15 protein-coding genes are annotated in these 16392 nt (G+C 72.3%); 6 read left to right on the forward strand and 9 right to left on the reverse strand.

The annotated features are described in order from the left end of the window. Positions 1–295, reverse strand: a 295-nt coding sequence (locus MXD95_RS20985; RefSeq protein WP_250642395.1) for a helix-turn-helix domain-containing protein, incomplete at its 3' end; no start/stop codon positions are given. A gap of 595 nt (positions 296–890) precedes the next feature. On the opposite strand from MXD95_RS20985, the gene MXD95_RS20990 reads away from it, so the two are divergent. Both MXD95_RS20990 and MXD95_RS20995 read left to right on the forward strand, forming a co-directional pair. Beyond that, entirely contained in the window at positions 891–1169 is a 279-nt protein-coding gene (locus tag MXD95_RS20990) for a hypothetical protein (RefSeq protein ID WP_250642396.1), read from the forward strand. A 505-nt stretch (positions 1170–1674) separates the two neighbouring features. After that, entirely contained in the window at positions 1675–2301 is a 627-nt protein-coding gene (locus MXD95_RS20995; protein WP_250642397.1) for a choice-of-anchor C family protein, read from the forward strand. A gap of 125 nt (positions 2302–2426) precedes the next feature. Here the strand turns inward: MXD95_RS20995 and MXD95_RS21000 are convergent, their stop codons facing one another. Further along, positions 2427–3689, reverse strand: coding sequence for a cytochrome P450 (locus tag MXD95_RS21000; RefSeq protein WP_250642398.1), 1263 nt, complete (start codon positions 3687–3689; stop codon positions 2427–2429). Positions 3690–3884: 195 nt separating this feature from the next. Next, the gene (locus MXD95_RS21005; protein WP_285223700.1) at positions 3885–5036 is read right to left on the reverse strand and encodes a LysR family transcriptional regulator; all 1152 of its coding nucleotides are present in this window, start codon (positions 5034–5036) and stop codon (positions 3885–3887) included. Positions 5037–5154: 118 nt separating this feature from the next. On the opposite strand from MXD95_RS21005, the gene MXD95_RS21010 reads away from it, so the two are divergent. Next, positions 5155–6099: an NAD(P)H-binding protein gene (locus MXD95_RS21010; protein WP_250642399.1), complete on the forward strand. Its 945-nt coding sequence runs from the start codon at positions 5155–5157 to the stop codon at positions 6097–6099. A 469-nt stretch (positions 6100–6568) separates the two neighbouring features. Here MXD95_RS21010 and MXD95_RS21015 read toward each other — a convergent pair whose 3' ends face one another. Beyond that, complete coding sequence (locus MXD95_RS21015) at positions 6569–7468, reverse strand: LysR family transcriptional regulator (RefSeq protein ID WP_250642400.1); 900 nt, start codon at positions 7466–7468, stop codon at positions 6569–6571. A 73-nt stretch (positions 7469–7541) separates the two neighbouring features. Between MXD95_RS21015 and MXD95_RS21020 the strand changes: the two genes are divergently transcribed. Then, positions 7542–8204 (forward strand): type 1 glutamine amidotransferase domain-containing protein, encoded by a 663-nt coding sequence (locus tag MXD95_RS21020; RefSeq protein ID WP_250642401.1) that lies wholly within the window; start codon positions 7542–7544, stop codon positions 8202–8204. 30 nt (positions 8205–8234) lie between these two features. Here MXD95_RS21020 and MXD95_RS21025 read toward each other — a convergent pair whose 3' ends face one another. The 3 genes from MXD95_RS21025 to MXD95_RS21035 all read right to left on the reverse strand — a co-directional run bounded on the left by MXD95_RS21025 (position 8235) and on the right by MXD95_RS21035 (position 11857). Next, positions 8235–9086: a TetR/AcrR family transcriptional regulator gene (locus tag MXD95_RS21025; protein ID WP_250642402.1), complete on the reverse strand. Its 852-nt coding sequence runs from the start codon at positions 9084–9086 to the stop codon at positions 8235–8237. After that, positions 9064–10668, reverse strand: coding sequence for an MFS transporter (locus tag MXD95_RS21030; RefSeq protein ID WP_250642403.1), 1605 nt, complete (start codon positions 10666–10668; stop codon positions 9064–9066). Before MXD95_RS21030 ends, MXD95_RS21025 begins: the two co-directional genes overlap by 23 nt. Before the next feature lie 175 nt (positions 10669–10843). Beyond that, on the reverse strand, positions 10844–11857 hold the full coding sequence (locus MXD95_RS21035) for a bile acid:sodium symporter (protein ID WP_250642404.1): 1014 nt from the start codon (positions 11855–11857) through the stop codon (positions 10844–10846). 168 nt (positions 11858–12025) lie between these two features. Here MXD95_RS21035 and MXD95_RS21040 point away from each other — a divergent pair, with 168 nt between their 5' ends. Both MXD95_RS21040 and MXD95_RS29015 read left to right on the forward strand, forming a co-directional pair. Continuing rightward, positions 12026–12127 (forward strand): zinc-binding dehydrogenase, encoded by a 102-nt coding sequence (locus tag MXD95_RS21040; protein WP_308301542.1) that lies wholly within the window; start codon positions 12026–12028, stop codon positions 12125–12127. 163 nt (positions 12128–12290) lie between these two features. Beyond that, complete coding sequence (locus MXD95_RS29015; protein WP_250642405.1) at positions 12291–13832, forward strand: PstS family phosphate ABC transporter substrate-binding protein; 1542 nt, start codon at positions 12291–12293, stop codon at positions 13830–13832. Here MXD95_RS29015 and MXD95_RS21050 read toward each other — a convergent pair. After that, positions 13790–14743 carry an alpha/beta hydrolase gene (locus tag MXD95_RS21050; protein WP_250642406.1) on the reverse strand — a complete coding sequence of 318 codons (954 nt, stop codon included), beginning with the start codon at positions 14741–14743 and terminating at the stop codon, positions 13790–13792. The genes MXD95_RS29015 and MXD95_RS21050 overlap by 43 nt on opposite strands. Next, positions 14730–16178, reverse strand: a complete 1449-nt coding sequence (locus tag MXD95_RS21055; protein WP_250642407.1) for an aldehyde dehydrogenase — start codon at positions 16176–16178, stop codon at positions 14730–14732. Before MXD95_RS21055 ends, MXD95_RS21050 begins: the two co-directional genes overlap by 14 nt. Positions 16179–16392 lie beyond the last annotated feature (214 nt).

The raw sequence follows: 16392 nt of genomic DNA on the forward strand, positions 1-16392 counted from the left end.
GTTTCCGGAAGCCGGGTTTCCGGTGGGAGCCACGGAAAAAGTTGGCCATGGCGGTGGAGAAATCACGGAGCGCCTGCCGCTGAACAATGATGCTACCCGCCGCAAGCCAGTCGAATGCGCGGCGCGCTTCGGTCAACTGCCGGTTCCGCTCCGCATAGCTCGGCGCCGGCCCACGGCGAGAACTCCACCACGACTGCTGTTCCACGGCCAGGTTCCACACATAGCGTGCATGCCCGCAATACTCGCCCATCACGGCCGCCTGATCGGCGGTCGGATAAAGCCGGTAGCGGGACATGGCATCTTTCTACCGAAAGGATCCGAGTATGTGTTCCAGCGTGGGGCGCCGTCTCCTCCCCGACCTAAAGGCCGGGGCATCCACGGCGCGAATCCGGTGACAGGGGTGAAGGCCGCCGCCGTCACCTGAAGGCGTCACCTGAAGGGATGTCCCGCGGAGCAGCGGGCGGGCTTCAAGCACAGCAAAGTCCGGAAGACCAGCCGGGCCGTCAGTATGGCCAGGAGGGTTCGGACGCGCGGCCCCGACAGATCGCAGAGTTCGGCCGGCCGGCCGGGTTGGACCACTTGGATGGACGGCTGAGGGCCCGCTACGAAGCAAGCCAACCCACCCGGCCGGCAGGGCGTTCTTTGAGCGAGCGGAAACTCGCTGCGTCGAGACGGCCCTGCGGGTGAAACCCGACCCCGACCCCGACTACTACTGCGTCGATCTGCACGGCGAGTCTTGCAGTAAGCACGCACAACAGGTCCACCGGTCGGATTCATGTGATGGCCGACGACATCATCCTCGGCCTTGCCGATCAGGACCGGAAACGATTGATGCGACTCGCGGAGATCCGTTAGGAGGAGGAGGTCTGGAGCCACGAACGGATAGCGAGATGGACCCGTCCACTTCCTTTGAGGGTTTTCTGCGCACCACGCGGATGCAGCCGGACGATCCGCGACGCCCGCTACTCGCTCGTCTGGTCGTCAACTGCCTGAAAGAAGACATGCCCGAGGTCGCCGACGCGATCCGGGCGCGGTTCACACCCGAGGAGACGCCGCTCCCGGCCGAGTCGCCGCCGGACGACGAGACTCGCGCCACCGGGATCGAAGAGGCGCCGGGCAGCGAAGGCCCATCTGATCGGGACGACGCCGATGACGATCGCCCGGTATAGCCGATCCGCTCACCCTTCAGCCAGGTCCACATGCAGGTGGACCTGATCGTGAATCTGGGCGGCTGGCGACCACCGTCGTCGCCCGGATCTGCCTGAAACGGCTGCGGCCCCGCCGTGCCCGGCCAGCGGATCCCGCCGGTGTGCGTCTGTCGCGCTGCCGACAGCGTTTCTCGCGGAAATTCGGTGATGTCCAGCCGGGTTCCGCTGCCGTCCGGGGGATTACCGCGCGCCGCCTTCCGGGACGGTGGCTGCCGCGGGTCCGATTGGTACTGAAACCGCCCGGGCTGGGCGACGACGGGTGCAGCGAGGATGACGGCGTGCATTCCGATTAACATTCGGGTCGGCAGAGACCGGAGATACCGGCAACCTTGAAAGACTGCCGGGCAGTCACCATGGACTCGTGCCGCGCACGGCTGCCTTCCCCATAGGTCCAGCGAAGCCTGGATCCAGAGATGACGTGCGCCGAGCCCAGCGGCGTCGGCCGTACGAGAAAGGAAGTATCGACGTGTCCATTTCGGAGAATGTGCCGACACTCACCACCGTCGAGGTACCTCCGTCCCGGCACCTGCGGCGCCGGACCGCCGCGGTGCTGACCGGCGCGGTGTCGTCCACGATGGCGGCACTGATGGTCCTAGCGGCGCCCGCGCAGGCGGCGACGGTGCTGTCCAGCAGCTTCGAGTACCCGAGGGTCCCGGGCGGGTCCTACGAGCAGCTCGATCACGGCGACTACGTGGACGGCTGGCGCGTCGACTCGGGTACGGTCGATCTGATCGGCCGTAACTACTGGCGGGCCGCGGACGGCCGGCAGTCCGTCGATCTCAATGGCACCAGCGCCGGCGCTCTTACCCGGCGGCTGCGGACCGACCCGAGGCAGCGGTACGAGCTTCAGTTCTCGCTGGCCGGGAACCCGCAGGGTGGACCCGCGATCAAACGCGTTCGGGTCACCGTCGGCGACGTGAGCCGCGTCTTCGGCTTCGACACCTCCGGTCGGACCGTCAATCGCCTGGGATGGGTGGAGCACACCCTCCGCTTCAACGCGCACGCGCGGAACACCGAGGTCACCTTCGAGAGCCTGACCCGGGGTTCGTATGGACCGGCGCTCGACGACATCCAGGTCGACTCGATTCACTGACGGCCCGGACACGTGTGAACGCGGAGCCCCGCACGGTCGGCCGGGAGGGCGGAGCCAGCCTGGCCGACCGTGCGGTGGCTGCCCGCGACGCCCGGCCCCGGATCGGCGCCGGTGAAACCCGGGTGTCAGGCAGTGAGACGGACCGGGAGCTGTTGCACTCCGCGGATGACAATTTGCCGCCGGAAAGCGACGTCACCGTTCAGCGAAAAGGAACCCACGCGATCCAGCAGTGCCCGGAACACAAGTTCGGCCTCAACCCGGGCCAACGGCGCGCCGAGGCAGTAGTGAATCCCCACCCCAAAACCCAGGTGGCGTCGGGCGCGCCCGCCACCGGCGAACCGGTCGACCTGGAACCGGTCGGGCTCGTCGAAGGCGGCGGGGTCACGGTTGACCGCGCCGACCATGACCAGCAGCCCCTCGCCGCGGGTCAGGGCCTGCCCACCGATCTCGGTATCGGTGAGCACCGTGCGGCCGATGACCTGGATCGGCGGATCGAAGCGCAGCATCTCCTCGACGGCCGGGCCGATCAGTGTCGGATCCGCCCGCAGCGCGGCGAGCGCGTCGGGGTTACGCACCAGCGCGAGAATGCCGGCGCCCAGCAGGTTCACCGTCGTCTCGTACCCGGCGACCAGCAGCAGAGTGCACAGCTCCAGCAGCTCGTCGGTGGACAGCGCGTCGCCGTCCTCGTCGTGGATCGCCACCAGCCGGCTGAGCAGGTCCTCGCGCGGTACGGCGCGCCGCTGCGCGAGCAGATCCCGGAAGTACGCCTCGAAGGCGATCGTGGCCTCGGCCCGCGCGGCGTTCTCCTGCGGGCTCAGCAGCGGGCGCGGATCGAGTCCCCGGGTCAGCGCGTCAGCCCAACCGCCGAACAGCGCCTCGTCCGCGTCGGGGACGCCGAGCAGCCGGCACATCACCCGCAGCGGCAACGGCCGGGTCAGCGCCGTGACCGCGTCGACCTCGCCGTGGCTGAGGGCCTCATCGATCAGGGTGTCCGCGGTCGCGGAGATCTCGGCGGCGAGCGTCGCGACGACCGACGGCGTGAACGCCCGGCCCACCAGCCGACGCAGCCGGCCGTGGTCGGGCGGATCGGCGCGCAGCAGCGACCCGAGGCCGTCGGTGACCTCGCCGCGAAAGGCGATGCCCTCGCGGTAGCCGTGCCCGATGGCCGGATGGGCGAGCACCGCGGAGGCCTCGGCATGCCGGGTGACCAACAGGATCCGCCCACCGACCAGCTCACCGGGAATGAAGGCGCTGATCTCCCGGACCTCGTGGTAGTGCGGGTACGGATCGGGGCGGCTGCTCACCGCCAACGCGGACAGGATTCCGGTGAATCGCCAGTCCGATGTTTCCGGCCCGGCCTGCTCAGCCTGCGCGGTCGTGGCGGTCATCAGCGCGTCTCCTTGACCTGAAGGGCGGTGCGGACCTGAAGGGCGGTGCGGACGGCCAGGGGGCTCGGCATACCGCAACCGCACCGACCGCGGCCCATTCTGACAGCACCGACGAAACAGACCGGCCAACGGGATGAACAGGTGGCGAAATTCAGGATTGGTGATGCACTAACCGGTAGGTTTCATTGTAAAGAACTATCGCCTGACGAGTCGCTCTCCGGGCGGCGGCGGTCCGGGCGGCGGCGGTCCAAGAGCGCCCGCGCAGGCTGCATCCGACGTGACGATCACCGATGTGACGCCATCCGAGCTGACGGGGACCGGTGCGCCGGCACCCGAGGCGACCGTCACCGCGGCGCGGGCGAAGGCCGCGACCGCCGGGGATCGGGACTCCTGGGGCCAGGCCACGCACAGAACGCTCGGCTTCAGGTCGCTCACGGCCCGGTAGGCGATGCCGGCCCGCGGATGCCGGCGGGCCACCGAGACCGGCGCGAACCAGACCATCGCCCCCAACTCGACCAGCGTGAAGATCTGCGCCAGGTCGCGGGGCCGCTGGGGGGACGTCGCGGCGTCAGGGACCTGGGCGCCGTACGCGGTGGCGGGTTCGATCCGCAGGCCGTCCGGCTCGATCCGCAGGCCGTCCGGCAGCAGCCGTCCATGCAGGTCGGCGAGGCAGAGATCATGCCGGGCCGCCAGGGGGTCACTCGCCGCGAGCGCCACCAACCGCGGCTCGGTCAGCAGCGGCTCGACGTCGAGGCCGCGGTGGTCGCCCGGTTCGGGCAGCATCGCGACGTCAGCCCGGCCCTCGCGCAGCGCCCGCTCCTGCTCGCCTCGCCCGCCGAGGGCCAGCTCCACCGGGACCGCCGCGGCGTCCTGGTGATACGCGGCAAGGACCGCCGGTAGCAGGCCCGCGTCATAGTCGGCCTTCAGCGCGAGCCGCAGTGGCGCGATGGGCTGGCCGGCGTGCCGCGCGCGCCGGGTCGCCGCGGTCACCGCGTCCAGGGCGATGCGGGCATCGCGCAGCAGCACCAAGCCCGCCGGGGTGAGCGCGACCCGCCGGGTGGTGCGTTCCAGCAACGGCACACCGAGCCGGCGCTCGAGCTCCCGGATCGCGCGGGACAGCGGGGGCTGCGCCATGCCGAGGCGTTCGGCCGCCCGTCCGAAGTGCAGCTCCTCGGCGACGGCCACGAAGTAGCGAAGCTCGCGGACCTCGACGTCGTCCCCCGCCGCCGAAGCCCCCACCGCCGATGGCCCGGCCGCCGCGGACCCCTCCGCCACAGGCCCGGCCGCCGCGGACCCCTCCGCCACAGGCCCGGCCGCCGCGAGCCCTGCCGCCACAGACTCACTCATACCTCCAGGGTATGAGTCCGGATCCGATCGGTCCTTCAGCTTCGCGGTCGCGGCGCCTTGACTGGCAGGTGCCCGGCGTGCTGATGCCGCCGCGTCCAAGACCTCTGGGGAGTATCTCGTGATCGTTGTCACCACACCGACCGGAAACATCGGCAGCCGGCTGCTCGAGATCCTTCTCAACGGTGCGGAGCCCGATGCCAGGGCTGGCATGGTGCCCACCGCGGCGCTCGGCGCACGGCCTGTGGCCGAGCCGGTCCGGGTGATCGCCCGCCGCCCCGAGGCGCTGCCAGAGGCGGTGCGCGAGCGCGTCGAGGTGGTGCCCGGCTCGCACGGCGACCCGGATGTCGTCGCCAAGGCGTTCGCCGGCGCCGACGCGGTGTTCTGGCTCGCGCCGCCGACTCCCGACGCTGCGAGCCTCGAGTCCGCCTATCTGGACTTCACCCGCCCGGCCTGTACCGCGATCCGCGAGCAGGGAGTACGCCACGTCGTCACCGTCTCGGCCCTGGGCCGCGGCACCCCGGCCGCCGGACGCGCCGGGCTGGTGACCGCCACACTCGCCATGGACGACCTGATCGCCGACACCGGCGTCGCGATGCGGGCGCTGGTACTGCCCGGGTTCATGGAGAACATGCTCCGCCAGGTCGCCGCCATCCGGGACCAGGGGGTCTTCTTCTCGATGGCGAGCCCCGACCTGCGCTCCCCCACCTGCGCCACCCGGGACATCGCCGCCGCCGCGGTCGGACTGCTGCGCGAGCGCACCTGGACCGGGCAGGGAAGTGTCGCCGTGCTCGGCCCGCAGGACCTCTCCTGCCCCGAGATGGCCGAGATCATGTCCGACGTGCTCGGCCGGCCCGTCCGTTACCAGCAGGTCTCCGCGGCGGCGCAGTACGAGAGCCTCACCGGCTTCGGCTGGTCGGCGACGATGGCCGCCGGCATGGTCGACATGATGACCGCCAAGAACGAGGGCCTCGACAACGCCGAGCCGCGCACCCCGCGCTCCTCCACCCCCACCAGCTTCCGCCAGTGGTGCGAGGACACGCTGCGCCCCGCCGTCCTGGCCTAGCGTTTTTGACCGACGCCCGACGCCCAACGCCCAACGCCCGACGCCCGACAGCCGATGGCCGATGGCCGACAGCCGGCTCCTGGTGGCGCAGGGCGCCCCTGCTATCACCGTCAGCTCCAAACACCACGACCGGCGAGCCCCCCTCCCCACCGCCGACCCGCCACCACCCTCCTCGCCACCGCGCGTGACGACGGATCGGCCCCGGAAAACCTTCGTGGCGCTTCTACCGGGTTACGAAGGTACAAATCGGACAGAAAACCGTTAGAAGCGCCATGCCCAATCACCAGCGCCGCCACCACCCCCGAAGCCCATCACCGACAGTGAGATTCACCGGGTGAACCCAGCCGCGAGCCGGAGATCCACGAGAAGCAAACCGGCCAGCCGACCTGACCTGGGCCGATCCGGCCTGACGCCGACATCGGAGGCGCACGCCGACATCGGAGGCGCACGCCGACGGGCGCGGCCGGACTCAGGCGGGATGGGCGGCGCTGGCGGTCTGGAAGTGGTCGAGCAGGCGGGCGTGCGCGAGCGCGACTCCGGACTGGCCGAGAGCCGCCGGGCGGTGGGCGAGGTAGAGGGTGTTCAGTGGCGGCACGGGTGGCTCGGCTAGGGTCCGAAGCCGGCCGTCGGCCAACGGCGGGCCGCACAGGTAGGCCGGCAGCACGCTGGCACCGGCACCGGCGAGAACCGCCGCGAGGACCCCGCGCAGGTCGGCCACGACGACCCCGGCCACACGGGTGAGCCGGGCATCGAACACGGTCCGCCAGTAGCGGCGCAGGATCGGTGCCTGCGGCCCGTAGGCGACCAGGGGCACGTCGTCGAGGTCCTCGGGCCGCTCGACCCGCCGAGCCCAGCGGGCGCCCGCGACGAGCAGGAACTCCTCGTCGTGCAGCGGCGTGACGGCGAGCCCGGCGCGGCGCGGTCGGGTGGAGGAGACCGCGAGGTCCAGCCTGCCGGCGAGCAGGGCCGCCACCAGGTCGTCGGGCATGCCGAAGGTGGTCCGCAGCCGCAGCCCGGCGCCGGTGAGCCCGGCCAGGGCCGGCAGCACCTGGTCGCACAGGAAGTCGGCCGGGCCGCCCAGATGGACCGTGCTGGAGGCCGCCGCGCCCGCCGGGGTCCGCGCGACCACGGCGGCCTCGAGCGCGTCGAGCGGTTCCGCGATCTGGCGGGCCAGATCGTCGCCGGCGACGGTGGGCACGACCCCGCGGGGGCGGCGCTCGAACAGCGGGCGTCCGAGCCCCGCCTCCAGCGCCTTGATCTGGGCGGTGACGGTCGGCTGGGCGAGCGCCAGCAGCTCGGCAGCGGCCGTGATGGAGCCGGTGCGGTGCACGGCGAGGAAGCTGCGCAGCAGGTCCAGCGACGGTTTCACATCAGAAATCCTATGGCACACCGGGGACTTCCATATTGGTCGTCTATGGGTCCGGTCGGCCACGATGGTCGCCATGACGCAGGTACTGATTGCTCTGACCAGCCATAGCGAGCTCGGCGACACCGGCCGGACGACCGGCTTCTACGCCGGCGAGGCGGCCGAGCCCTGGGCGGTGTTCACCGCCGCCGGCATCACGGTCGACGTCGTGTCCGTCGCGGGCGGGCGCCCGCCGGTCGACGGGCGCGACGAGGCCGACGCTGACCAGAACGCCTTCTTCGCCGCGGTGGAGCTCGCGGCGACCCCAAAGCCCTCCGAGGTGAAGGCCGCCGACTACGACGCAATCTTCTTCGCCGGCGGCCACGGCACCATGTGGGACTTCCCGGACGATGCCGATCTGAGCCATCTCGCGGCCGACGTCTACGAGCGCGGTGGCGTGGTCGCGGCCGTCTGCCACGGGCCGGCCGCCCTGGTCAACCTGCGGCTGTCCGACGGGAGCCACCTCGTCGACGGCCGGCGGGTGGCCGCGTTCACGAACGCCGAGGAGCAGGCCACCGGTCTCGCCGGGGTCGTCCCGTTCCTGCTCGCCGACGCGCTGAGCGCCCGCGGCGCCGTCCACGTTCCGGCGCCCGAATTCACCGCGCAGGTCATCGTGGACGGACGGCTGGTGACCGGCCAGAACCCGGCCTCGGCCCGCGGCGTGGCCGAGCAGGTCGTCGCGCTGCTCGCCGGACGGTGAGAGCCGGCGGACGGTGCGGGGCGCGCGGCCTCAGGCTGGCGGGGTCGGGTCGGGCCGGTCGAGGACGCCCAGCGCCGCCGTGAGGGCCGCGACCAGCGGCCCGGTGAGCTCGCCCGCGCCGGCACCGGACAGGCGGCTCAGCGTCCCGGCGTCACGGGCGACCCCGACCCCGAACAGCAGGGCCACGGCGATCTCGGCGGCGAGCCCGGGCTCCGACGCGCCCGCCGAGACGGCCACGGCGTGCAGTGAGCCCAGGACGGGCTCGAACCGTTCCCGGGTCGCCGCGCGGACGGCGTCCTCGATCTCGCGGCGGAACACGTTCTGGGCGGCGACGCTGGTCCCCGTCGTGATCCAGCGATCGAGGGCCCGGCCCACCAGGGCCTCGATCTCCGCTCGCGGCCCGTCGGGCAACGAGCGGTCCGGCTCCGAGCCGGCCAGCCCCGAGCCGGCCGACGACGAGCCGGCCGCCTCCGACGACGCCACGCCGGTCGCCGACGCCCGCGCAGTGCCCGACGCCCGCGCCGCGCTGGTGGTGGACGCCGAGGACTCCGATCGGGCCGAGGAGGCGGACGGCGCCGGGGATACCGGGGGTGCCGAGCCCGGTGCCGTCGGGGACACCTGGACCTCGCCCGGCTCGTGGCCGTCGGGTGCCGTCCCCTGCCCGTGGACCGACTCGATCAGAGGATCCGCGGCCAGCACGGCCCGGTAGAGGCCCTCCTTGCCGCCGAAGTAACGGGCGATCAGAGCTGGGTCGACCCCGGCGCGGTCCCCGACCGAACGGATCGCCGTACCCGCGTAGCCGCGCTCGGCGAACAGGCCCGCCGCCGCAGTCAGCAGGGCCTGGCGGCTGCGGGCGGCGTCACGCCGACGCCCGTCGCTCATGACCGCAATCCTCCACCAGGACGACATCCGCGACGGCGGCGGCTGTCGATTCCTCCGCGCGTGTCGTCAGATCCGGTTCCGCCTGTGGGCCGGTCCGCGGCTGCCGCGCTGTCGGGAGCGATGCCGTGGACCCGGCCGCGGACGCCGTCCCGCCCGCGGTACCGGCCGCCGAGCCCGAGCCGCGCAGTGCCAGAGCCGACAGACCGGCAAGGACGCTCACCGCGCCGGCCACGACGAAGGCGACGGTGTACCCGTGATTGGTGGGCAACGCCGAACCGGCCGGGACGTGGGCGGCCAGCAGCGCCGCGCCCAGCGCGCTGCCCAGTGCCCCGCCCGCCGTGCGCAGCACCTGGTTGAAGCTGGTCGCGCTGCCGGTCTCGTGCCGGGGGACGGCGGAGATGATGAGCGCGGGCATCGCGGCGAAGGCGAAGCCGATCCCGAATCCGAACAGGAACGTCGCGCAGCCGAGCTCCACCAGATGGTCGTGGCTCGCGGCCAGGCCGAACAGGCCGGCGCCCACGGCGAGCTGGCCGGACAGCATCAGCCCCCAGGCGCCGATGCGCGGCGCGAGCGAGCGCGCCCAGCGGCCGGCCAGCGCCGTCCCGATCGACAGCGGGACGATGACCAGGCCGAGCACCGCCGGCGAGGCGCCGAAGCCGTAGCCACTGGACGTCGGTGTCTGCGCCAGCCGGTTGATCAGGGTCATCGCGTTGTACAGGCCGAAGCCGGCCAGCACGGCGCACACGTCGGCGATCAGCACCGGTCGCGCCGCGAGATACTTCAGCTCGATCAACGGGTGTTCCGTGCGCAGTTCGAGGCGGGTCCAGGCCACCGCGCAGACGACCCCGGCCCCCAGCAGCCCGAGCACCCCCGGTGACGTCCAGCCCCAGGTCTCCGCCTCGCTGACCCCGAGCAGGAACGGTCCGAGCGCGGCGGCGAACAGCAACACACCCCACAGGTCGAGGCGACCGCGCCGGGCCGTGGCGCTTCCCCCCGCGGGCACGATCACCAGCACGGCCACCACCGCCGCGGCGGCCAGGATCGCCGCGACCCAGAAGCCCGCGTGGTAGTCCCAGGCGTCGGCGAGCAGGCCGGTCAGCGGATAGCCCAGACCCGCCCCGGTCGCGGTCGTGATCGAGAGTCCCGCGACGGCGGGCCCCAGCCGGGCGGGCGGCATCAGGTCGCGGGCGATCGCCAGGGCGAGCGGCATCAGGCCCATCCCGACGCCCATCAGCCCACGGCCGACCAGCAGTTGCGGGAAGGTACCGGCGGTGGCGGCCAGCACGGAGCCGACGGCGACGGTGCCCAGCCCCGCGACCAGCACGGTCCGCCGGTGCGCCCCGTCCCCCAGGCGCCCGAACAGGGGTGTGGTGACGGCGCCGGTGAGCAGCGTGAGGGTGAGGATCCACTGCGCGCTGGTCAGCGAGACGTGCTGGGCCCGCGCGATCGTGGGAATGAGCGGCGTTCCCAGCGTGCCGATGACCGAGACCACGAGCCCGCAGTAGACGAGCACGGCCAGCAGCAGCCCCGGTCGCGGATGCCAGCCGCCCTCCCCCACGGTGACGCGCCGTTGTACCCGCACGTCCCACCCCCATCCTTGATGTTCTCGCCGGACGCCACGACCGATGTCTTCACCTGATGACATCGTATGATGACATAGCTGGACGCCACGCGGCAGGCGCTGGGTGGCGGGGCCCGTGCGGTGTTCCGCGGAACACCCGGGCCCGCGGAACACCCTGGCCCGCGGAACACCGTGACTATCGCGACGGACGTCGGGCGGGAGCGGTTGGGAGAAGGCGGGGCACGACGCGGACGTAGGCGACCATGCCGAGGATCTCCACGAGTGTCTGGGTGACGACGGCGGCCGCCGCGAGGGCACGCTCGGCGCCGGGCAGGGCCAGCGCGAGCGGCAGGACGACCAGGGAGTTGCGCGCGGCCCCGCTGAACAGCACCCCGCGCGCCGCCGGCACGTCGAGCCGGAAAAGCCGGCTCAGCGCGACCCCGGCAAGCGCCATCACCACCAGGAACAGCACGTAGCACGGCGCGACGCGAGCGAGCGCCCCGACGTTGGCGCGCACCCGTGGCACCTGCGAGGCCACCACGGCGATGAGGGTCGCGGCCAGCAGCGGCACCATCGCGAGATCTGCCATCACCGCGGCGCCGGCCAACCGGCCGCGACGCCCAGGCGCCGCCCAGGCCTGCGCCGCCCAGGCCTGCGCCGCCCAGGCCAGCGCCAGGGGCAGGACGATCAGCAGGCCGAACGCCCGCAGGAACGGGCCGACCTGGACGACGTCGGCCAGCCCCGAGCCCAGAAACACGACGAGATACCCCGGCAGCAGCACCATCTGCGCGACGAGCAGCAGCGGCGTCACGGCCAGCAGTTGCGCCCGACGTGCCCCGGCCAGCCCACCGAACACCACCACCCAGTCGACGCACGGGCACAGCAGCACCAGCAGCACCCCGAGCCGCAGCGCCCGGTCGCCCGGCAGCAGTGGCAGCATCGCCGCCACCACCGCGGGCACCACGACGAAGTTCACCACCAGCACGGCCCCCACGAATCGCCCCGCCCGCAGCGAGCGCATCAGCTCCGCCGCGGGCACCTGTCGGAAGGTGACGAACAGCAGCGCCGCGAGCAACGGGTTCACCGCGTGCTCGAACCCCGCCCCGGCACCCGGCGCGATCCGCCCGAGCACCAGCCCGACCATCATCGCCGCGAGGTATACCGGGACCTGCCACCGTTCCAGCACCGCCCCGACCCGCACCAACGCCACCGCCCGTCCCGCTTCCGCCTGGCCTTGCCCCGAGCCGCGACCGGGCCGCGGGTGGTCGTGGAGTCCAGGAGGCCATGATCGCACCTGTCCGGTCACGCTAAGGCGTAGGTCAACCGGCACACATCAGATCGTCGATCATGGCCAGAGAGGTTACCCGGCCGGCTGCGCATCCACGTCCGGGCCGTCTTTCCCCTGGCGCAGGTCGTCCAGGCACACCACGAGATCGAGCGCGGGCACGGCCGCGGCAAGGTGGTCGTGACGATGCCCTGACCGGTGTCATGTGAACGGCCCGAGAACTGCCGGCGAAGATTCGGTGATCGACTCGGGCCCGACGGCCCATCCCTGCCTTTTCCCCATACCTTCGCGGAACACGTACCGATCTGGCTGTGTCCGGGTGGTTTTCGCCGCGCGGACGCCGGTTCTGAGGTGGGCTGTGGGGGACTGGTGGAGCACCGGCAACGCGATCGCGGTGCTCACGACGATGCTGGGGATCGGCGCGTCGATCGCAACGGTCTGGTACGAGCGGCGTCCACGCCGCCGGCTGGTCGGCTACCGAGTGCAGATGGCCATCCGGGCCGGCGGGGGCAGCCGCGGCGGGCGTGACCAGGCGGTCTTCGGGTCGCTGACGAACCTGCCAGGCATCTCCGACGCCACCCTGGTCCTGCTGCGCATCGAGAACCACGGCCGGCAGAGCATCGCCGAGTCGGACTACACCAACAACGGCCCGTACGGCCTGACCGTCGACGTCTCGGACCTGAGCGTCCAGAGCGTCGCCGTCATCCCCGATCCGGACGAGCTGCACCTGCTCGGCCATTTCGCCGATCCGGGCAGCATCCGCTACACCGACAACATCATCTATCTGCCCCGCGTACCGCTCAACCCGGACCAGCACTACAAGCTGCTGATCCTGCTGAGCGGCAGCGGCGACGGCAATGATCTGCGCGTGCGCGGCGGCATCCGCGCCGGCACCATCGTGAAGACCGAAAGCGTGTCGGTCGACGACCGGCCGCAGCGGTTCAGCCGGCCCGCCCGCCTGATCACCGTCATGCTCACGGCGTGCGTCGTGGCACTCGCCGCCATCATCCTCCTCCCGGACACCGACCGCGGGCCGATGGGATGCCTGCGGGGGAACCTCCACGTGGAGGGATCCACGTCCATCGGCTCCCTGCTCCAGGGGGCCGCGAAGCAGTACGAGTCGGACTGCCCGGGCGCCCACGTCACCGTCACCCCGGAGGGCAGCCGCGGGGCGCTGTTCAGCCTGGCCTCGTCCAGGGACCGCGACACCATCGCCTTCAGCGACGGTCGCTCGCCGGTGGGTTCGGACCCCGCCATCCGGGCACAGGCCGTCGCCGTCACCCTGTTCGGCATCGTGGTCAACACGTCCACCGGGGTGTCGAACCTGACCAGCGACCAGATCCGGGGGATCTTCAGCGGCCGGTACACCGACTGGAGCCAGATCGACCCCAGCTACCACGGGCCGGTGCAGGTCATGAGCCGCACCTCCCAGTCGGGCAGCCGCGGCGGCCTGGACTCGATCTTCGGGATCACCGAGCCGGGCGACAACGCGCCGAGCTGCCCGAGCGGACTGCCGGTCGACCCGCGGGCGGCCACCTACTGCCAGCTCCCCGGAGCACCCGACGTCGTGCGCACGGTGGCATCGCTGCCGGGCGCGGTCGGGTTCGCCGACCTGCGCGGCATCCACGGCTCGAAGAACGCCGCCCAGCTGCGGGTCGTCACCATCGACGGCCACCAGCCGGACTTTCACGACCGCGGCTACCCGTTCACCGAGATCGAGTACGCCTACAGCTACGGCTGGCCGAAGCCCGGCGGTCTCGCCGCCGCGTTCACCACCTACCTGCAGTTCGGACGGGGCGCCGACTACTTCAAGTCCGACTACAACCAGACGTGCTCCACCCCGGGCAACTCCCCGGATCAGCCGCCGACGCGCACCTTCTCCCCGCTCTGCCGCGGCTGAGCGGCACCGCCGGCCAGGCGGGCACGCAGTAGGCAGCGTTCGGCGAAGGCCAGCGCCGCCAGGTGATAGGGCCGGGCCGCCCAGCCGAGGCTGACGTTGTGGCTGGCGTCCGGGAGCAGGCAGGTCTCGACGAGCGGCGCCGCGGTGAACAGCGCCCCCAGGGCGGCCAGCTCATCCTCGTCGACGACCCACCACTGCTCGTGCGCGGCGAGCGTCGCCCGCACCGGGATCCGGATCCGGCTCGCGAGTCCCGGAAACGCGGGCGACCAGGCCGCCAGTTGTGCCGCCTCGCCCTTGGCCGAGATCGAGATGAACGCGCGGCGGCCACGCAGGGTGTCCGGTGGATACAGGTCGGCCGGCCCCCAGAACACCTCGAACACCTGGGCCACCGTCGCGGGCGGCGGCACGTCCGGGTCGATGCCGTAGCGGCGCGGAAGGTACCGCAGGCCGACCCCGGAGCCGTCCAGCCCGAGCAGCTCCACACCGCGGGGAAGTGCCGCGACCTGGATCGCGAGTTTGAACCCGTTGGAATGACCGACCAGGACGAATCCCGCGCCGACGTCGTGGGTGGCGGCGAAGCCGTCCAGGGCGGCGAGGACGATCTCGGCCTGGGCGGACAGGAGCCGGTCGGCCTCCGCCAGCTCCGCGCTCGCCCCGTAGCCGGGCCGGTCCAGCGCCAGCACGTTCCATCCGGCGGCGGCGCCGATCGCCAACAGCGACAGCTCCGGCGCCGCCCCGCCGTGGAAGTAGCCGGCGTTCACCCCGCCGCCGTGCAGCGCGACGACCGTTCCCCGCGGCGCGTCCACCTGCGCCAGCAGCCCCGACAGCGAGTACCGCCCGGCCTCGACCAGCACCCGCCGCACCGTTGCCGGTGATGCGTCGCCAGGCGGCGGCGCCTCAGCCTCCGGCACGGGCGGGAGTCGTGATCGTCTTGGGTTCCAGGTAGGCGTGCAGGCCCTCCGGGCCCAGCTCACGGCCAAGACCGGACTGTTTCACGCCACCGAAGGGCGCCGCCGGGTCCAACGAGATGCCGTTGACCCCGAACGTGCCGGTGCGGATGCGTCGCCCGACCTCGACGCCACGGTCGATGTCCGGGGTCCACACCGTGCCGTACAGGCCGAACTCGGTGGAGTTCGCGATCGCCACCGCCTCGTCCACGTCCTGGTACGGGAGGAAGGTGACCACCGGGCCGAAGATCTCCTCCTGGGCGATCCGCATGTCCGGGGCGACATCGCGGAACACCGTCGGCTCGACGTACCAGCCGCGATCGAGACCGGCCGGCCGGCCACCGCCGGTGACCACGGTCGCACCCTCCTTGCGGCCGATGTCGATGTAGCCGAGCACCCGCTCGCGCTGGCGGGCGCTGATCACCGGGCCGAGGAACGTGCCCGGGTCGGCCGGGTCGCCGATCGGCAGGCCGCGCACGGTCTCGGCGAAGGACTCCACCGCCTCGTCGTAGCGGTCGGCGGAGATCAGCACACGCGACTGGGCGATGCAGAACTGCCCGCTCTGGAACAGGCTGAGCATGACCAGGTTGCCCAGCGTCGCGGGCAGGTCCGCGTCCGGCAGCACGATCGCCGCCGACTTCCCGCCGAGTTCGAGGGTGACCCGCTTGAGCTGGGCGCCGGCCAGCGACGCGATCCGCCGGCCGACCGCCGTGCTGCCGGTGAACGCCACCTTGTCGATGCCCGGATGGGTGACCAGCAGCTCACTGGACTCGGGCCCCGCGGCGAGCACGTTCAGCACCCCCGGCGGAAGACCGGCGGCGGACCCGGCCTCGGCGAGGAGATAGGCGTTGAGCGGCGTCTCGGGCGCCGCCTTCAGCACGAGCGTGCAGCCCGCGGCCAGCGCCGGCCCGAGCTTCAGCACGCTCAAAAAGAACGGGACGTTCCAGGGGACGATCGCGGCGACCGGGCCGACCGGCTCATGGCGGACGAGCGCGGGCGAGTAGCGGCCGGCCCGCGCCGTCTCCTCCTCGAACGTGCCGGCCAGCTCCGTGTAGTAGCGCAGCACGTCCAGGCCGTTGTCGACCTGCGCCATCCGGGCGAATGCCGCGGGCACACCGTTCTCGGTGGTGATGGTGCGCGCCAGCTCGTCCGCCCGGCTGGTCAGCTCCGCCAGCAGCCGACCCATGATCTCGGCCCGCTGCGCCGGGCTCATCCTCGGCCACGGCCCGGAGTCGAACGCGCGGCGCGCCGCCGCCACCGCCGCGTCGACGTCCTCGGCGCTCGCGTCCGGGACCCGCCCGACCACCTCCTCGGTGCTGGGCGAACGGACGTCGAGAGAACGCCGCGACGTCGACGGAACCCAACGGCCATCGACGAAGACATCACCGCTCACCTGCATCGCCGGCACCTCCCCTTGCGGTCGGCGTGCCCACCGGCACGGCTGGCACAAAAGCTAGCCGATGCAACACGCGGGGGCGATTGTTCACTCCGCCTCCCGCTTCCCGAGCCCCACCTCCCGACCGCGATCCGACCCCTGCGGCGATCCCGCCCCCGCGGCGATCCGACGGTGCCCCGCGCGACCGTTGCCGCCGTCGCGCGGAGCCGTCCTGTCA

This window comes from Frankia sp. AiPa1, from assembly GCF_023243075.1.
Classification (GTDB): Bacteria; Actinomycetota; Actinomycetes; order Frankiales; family Frankiaceae; genus Frankia.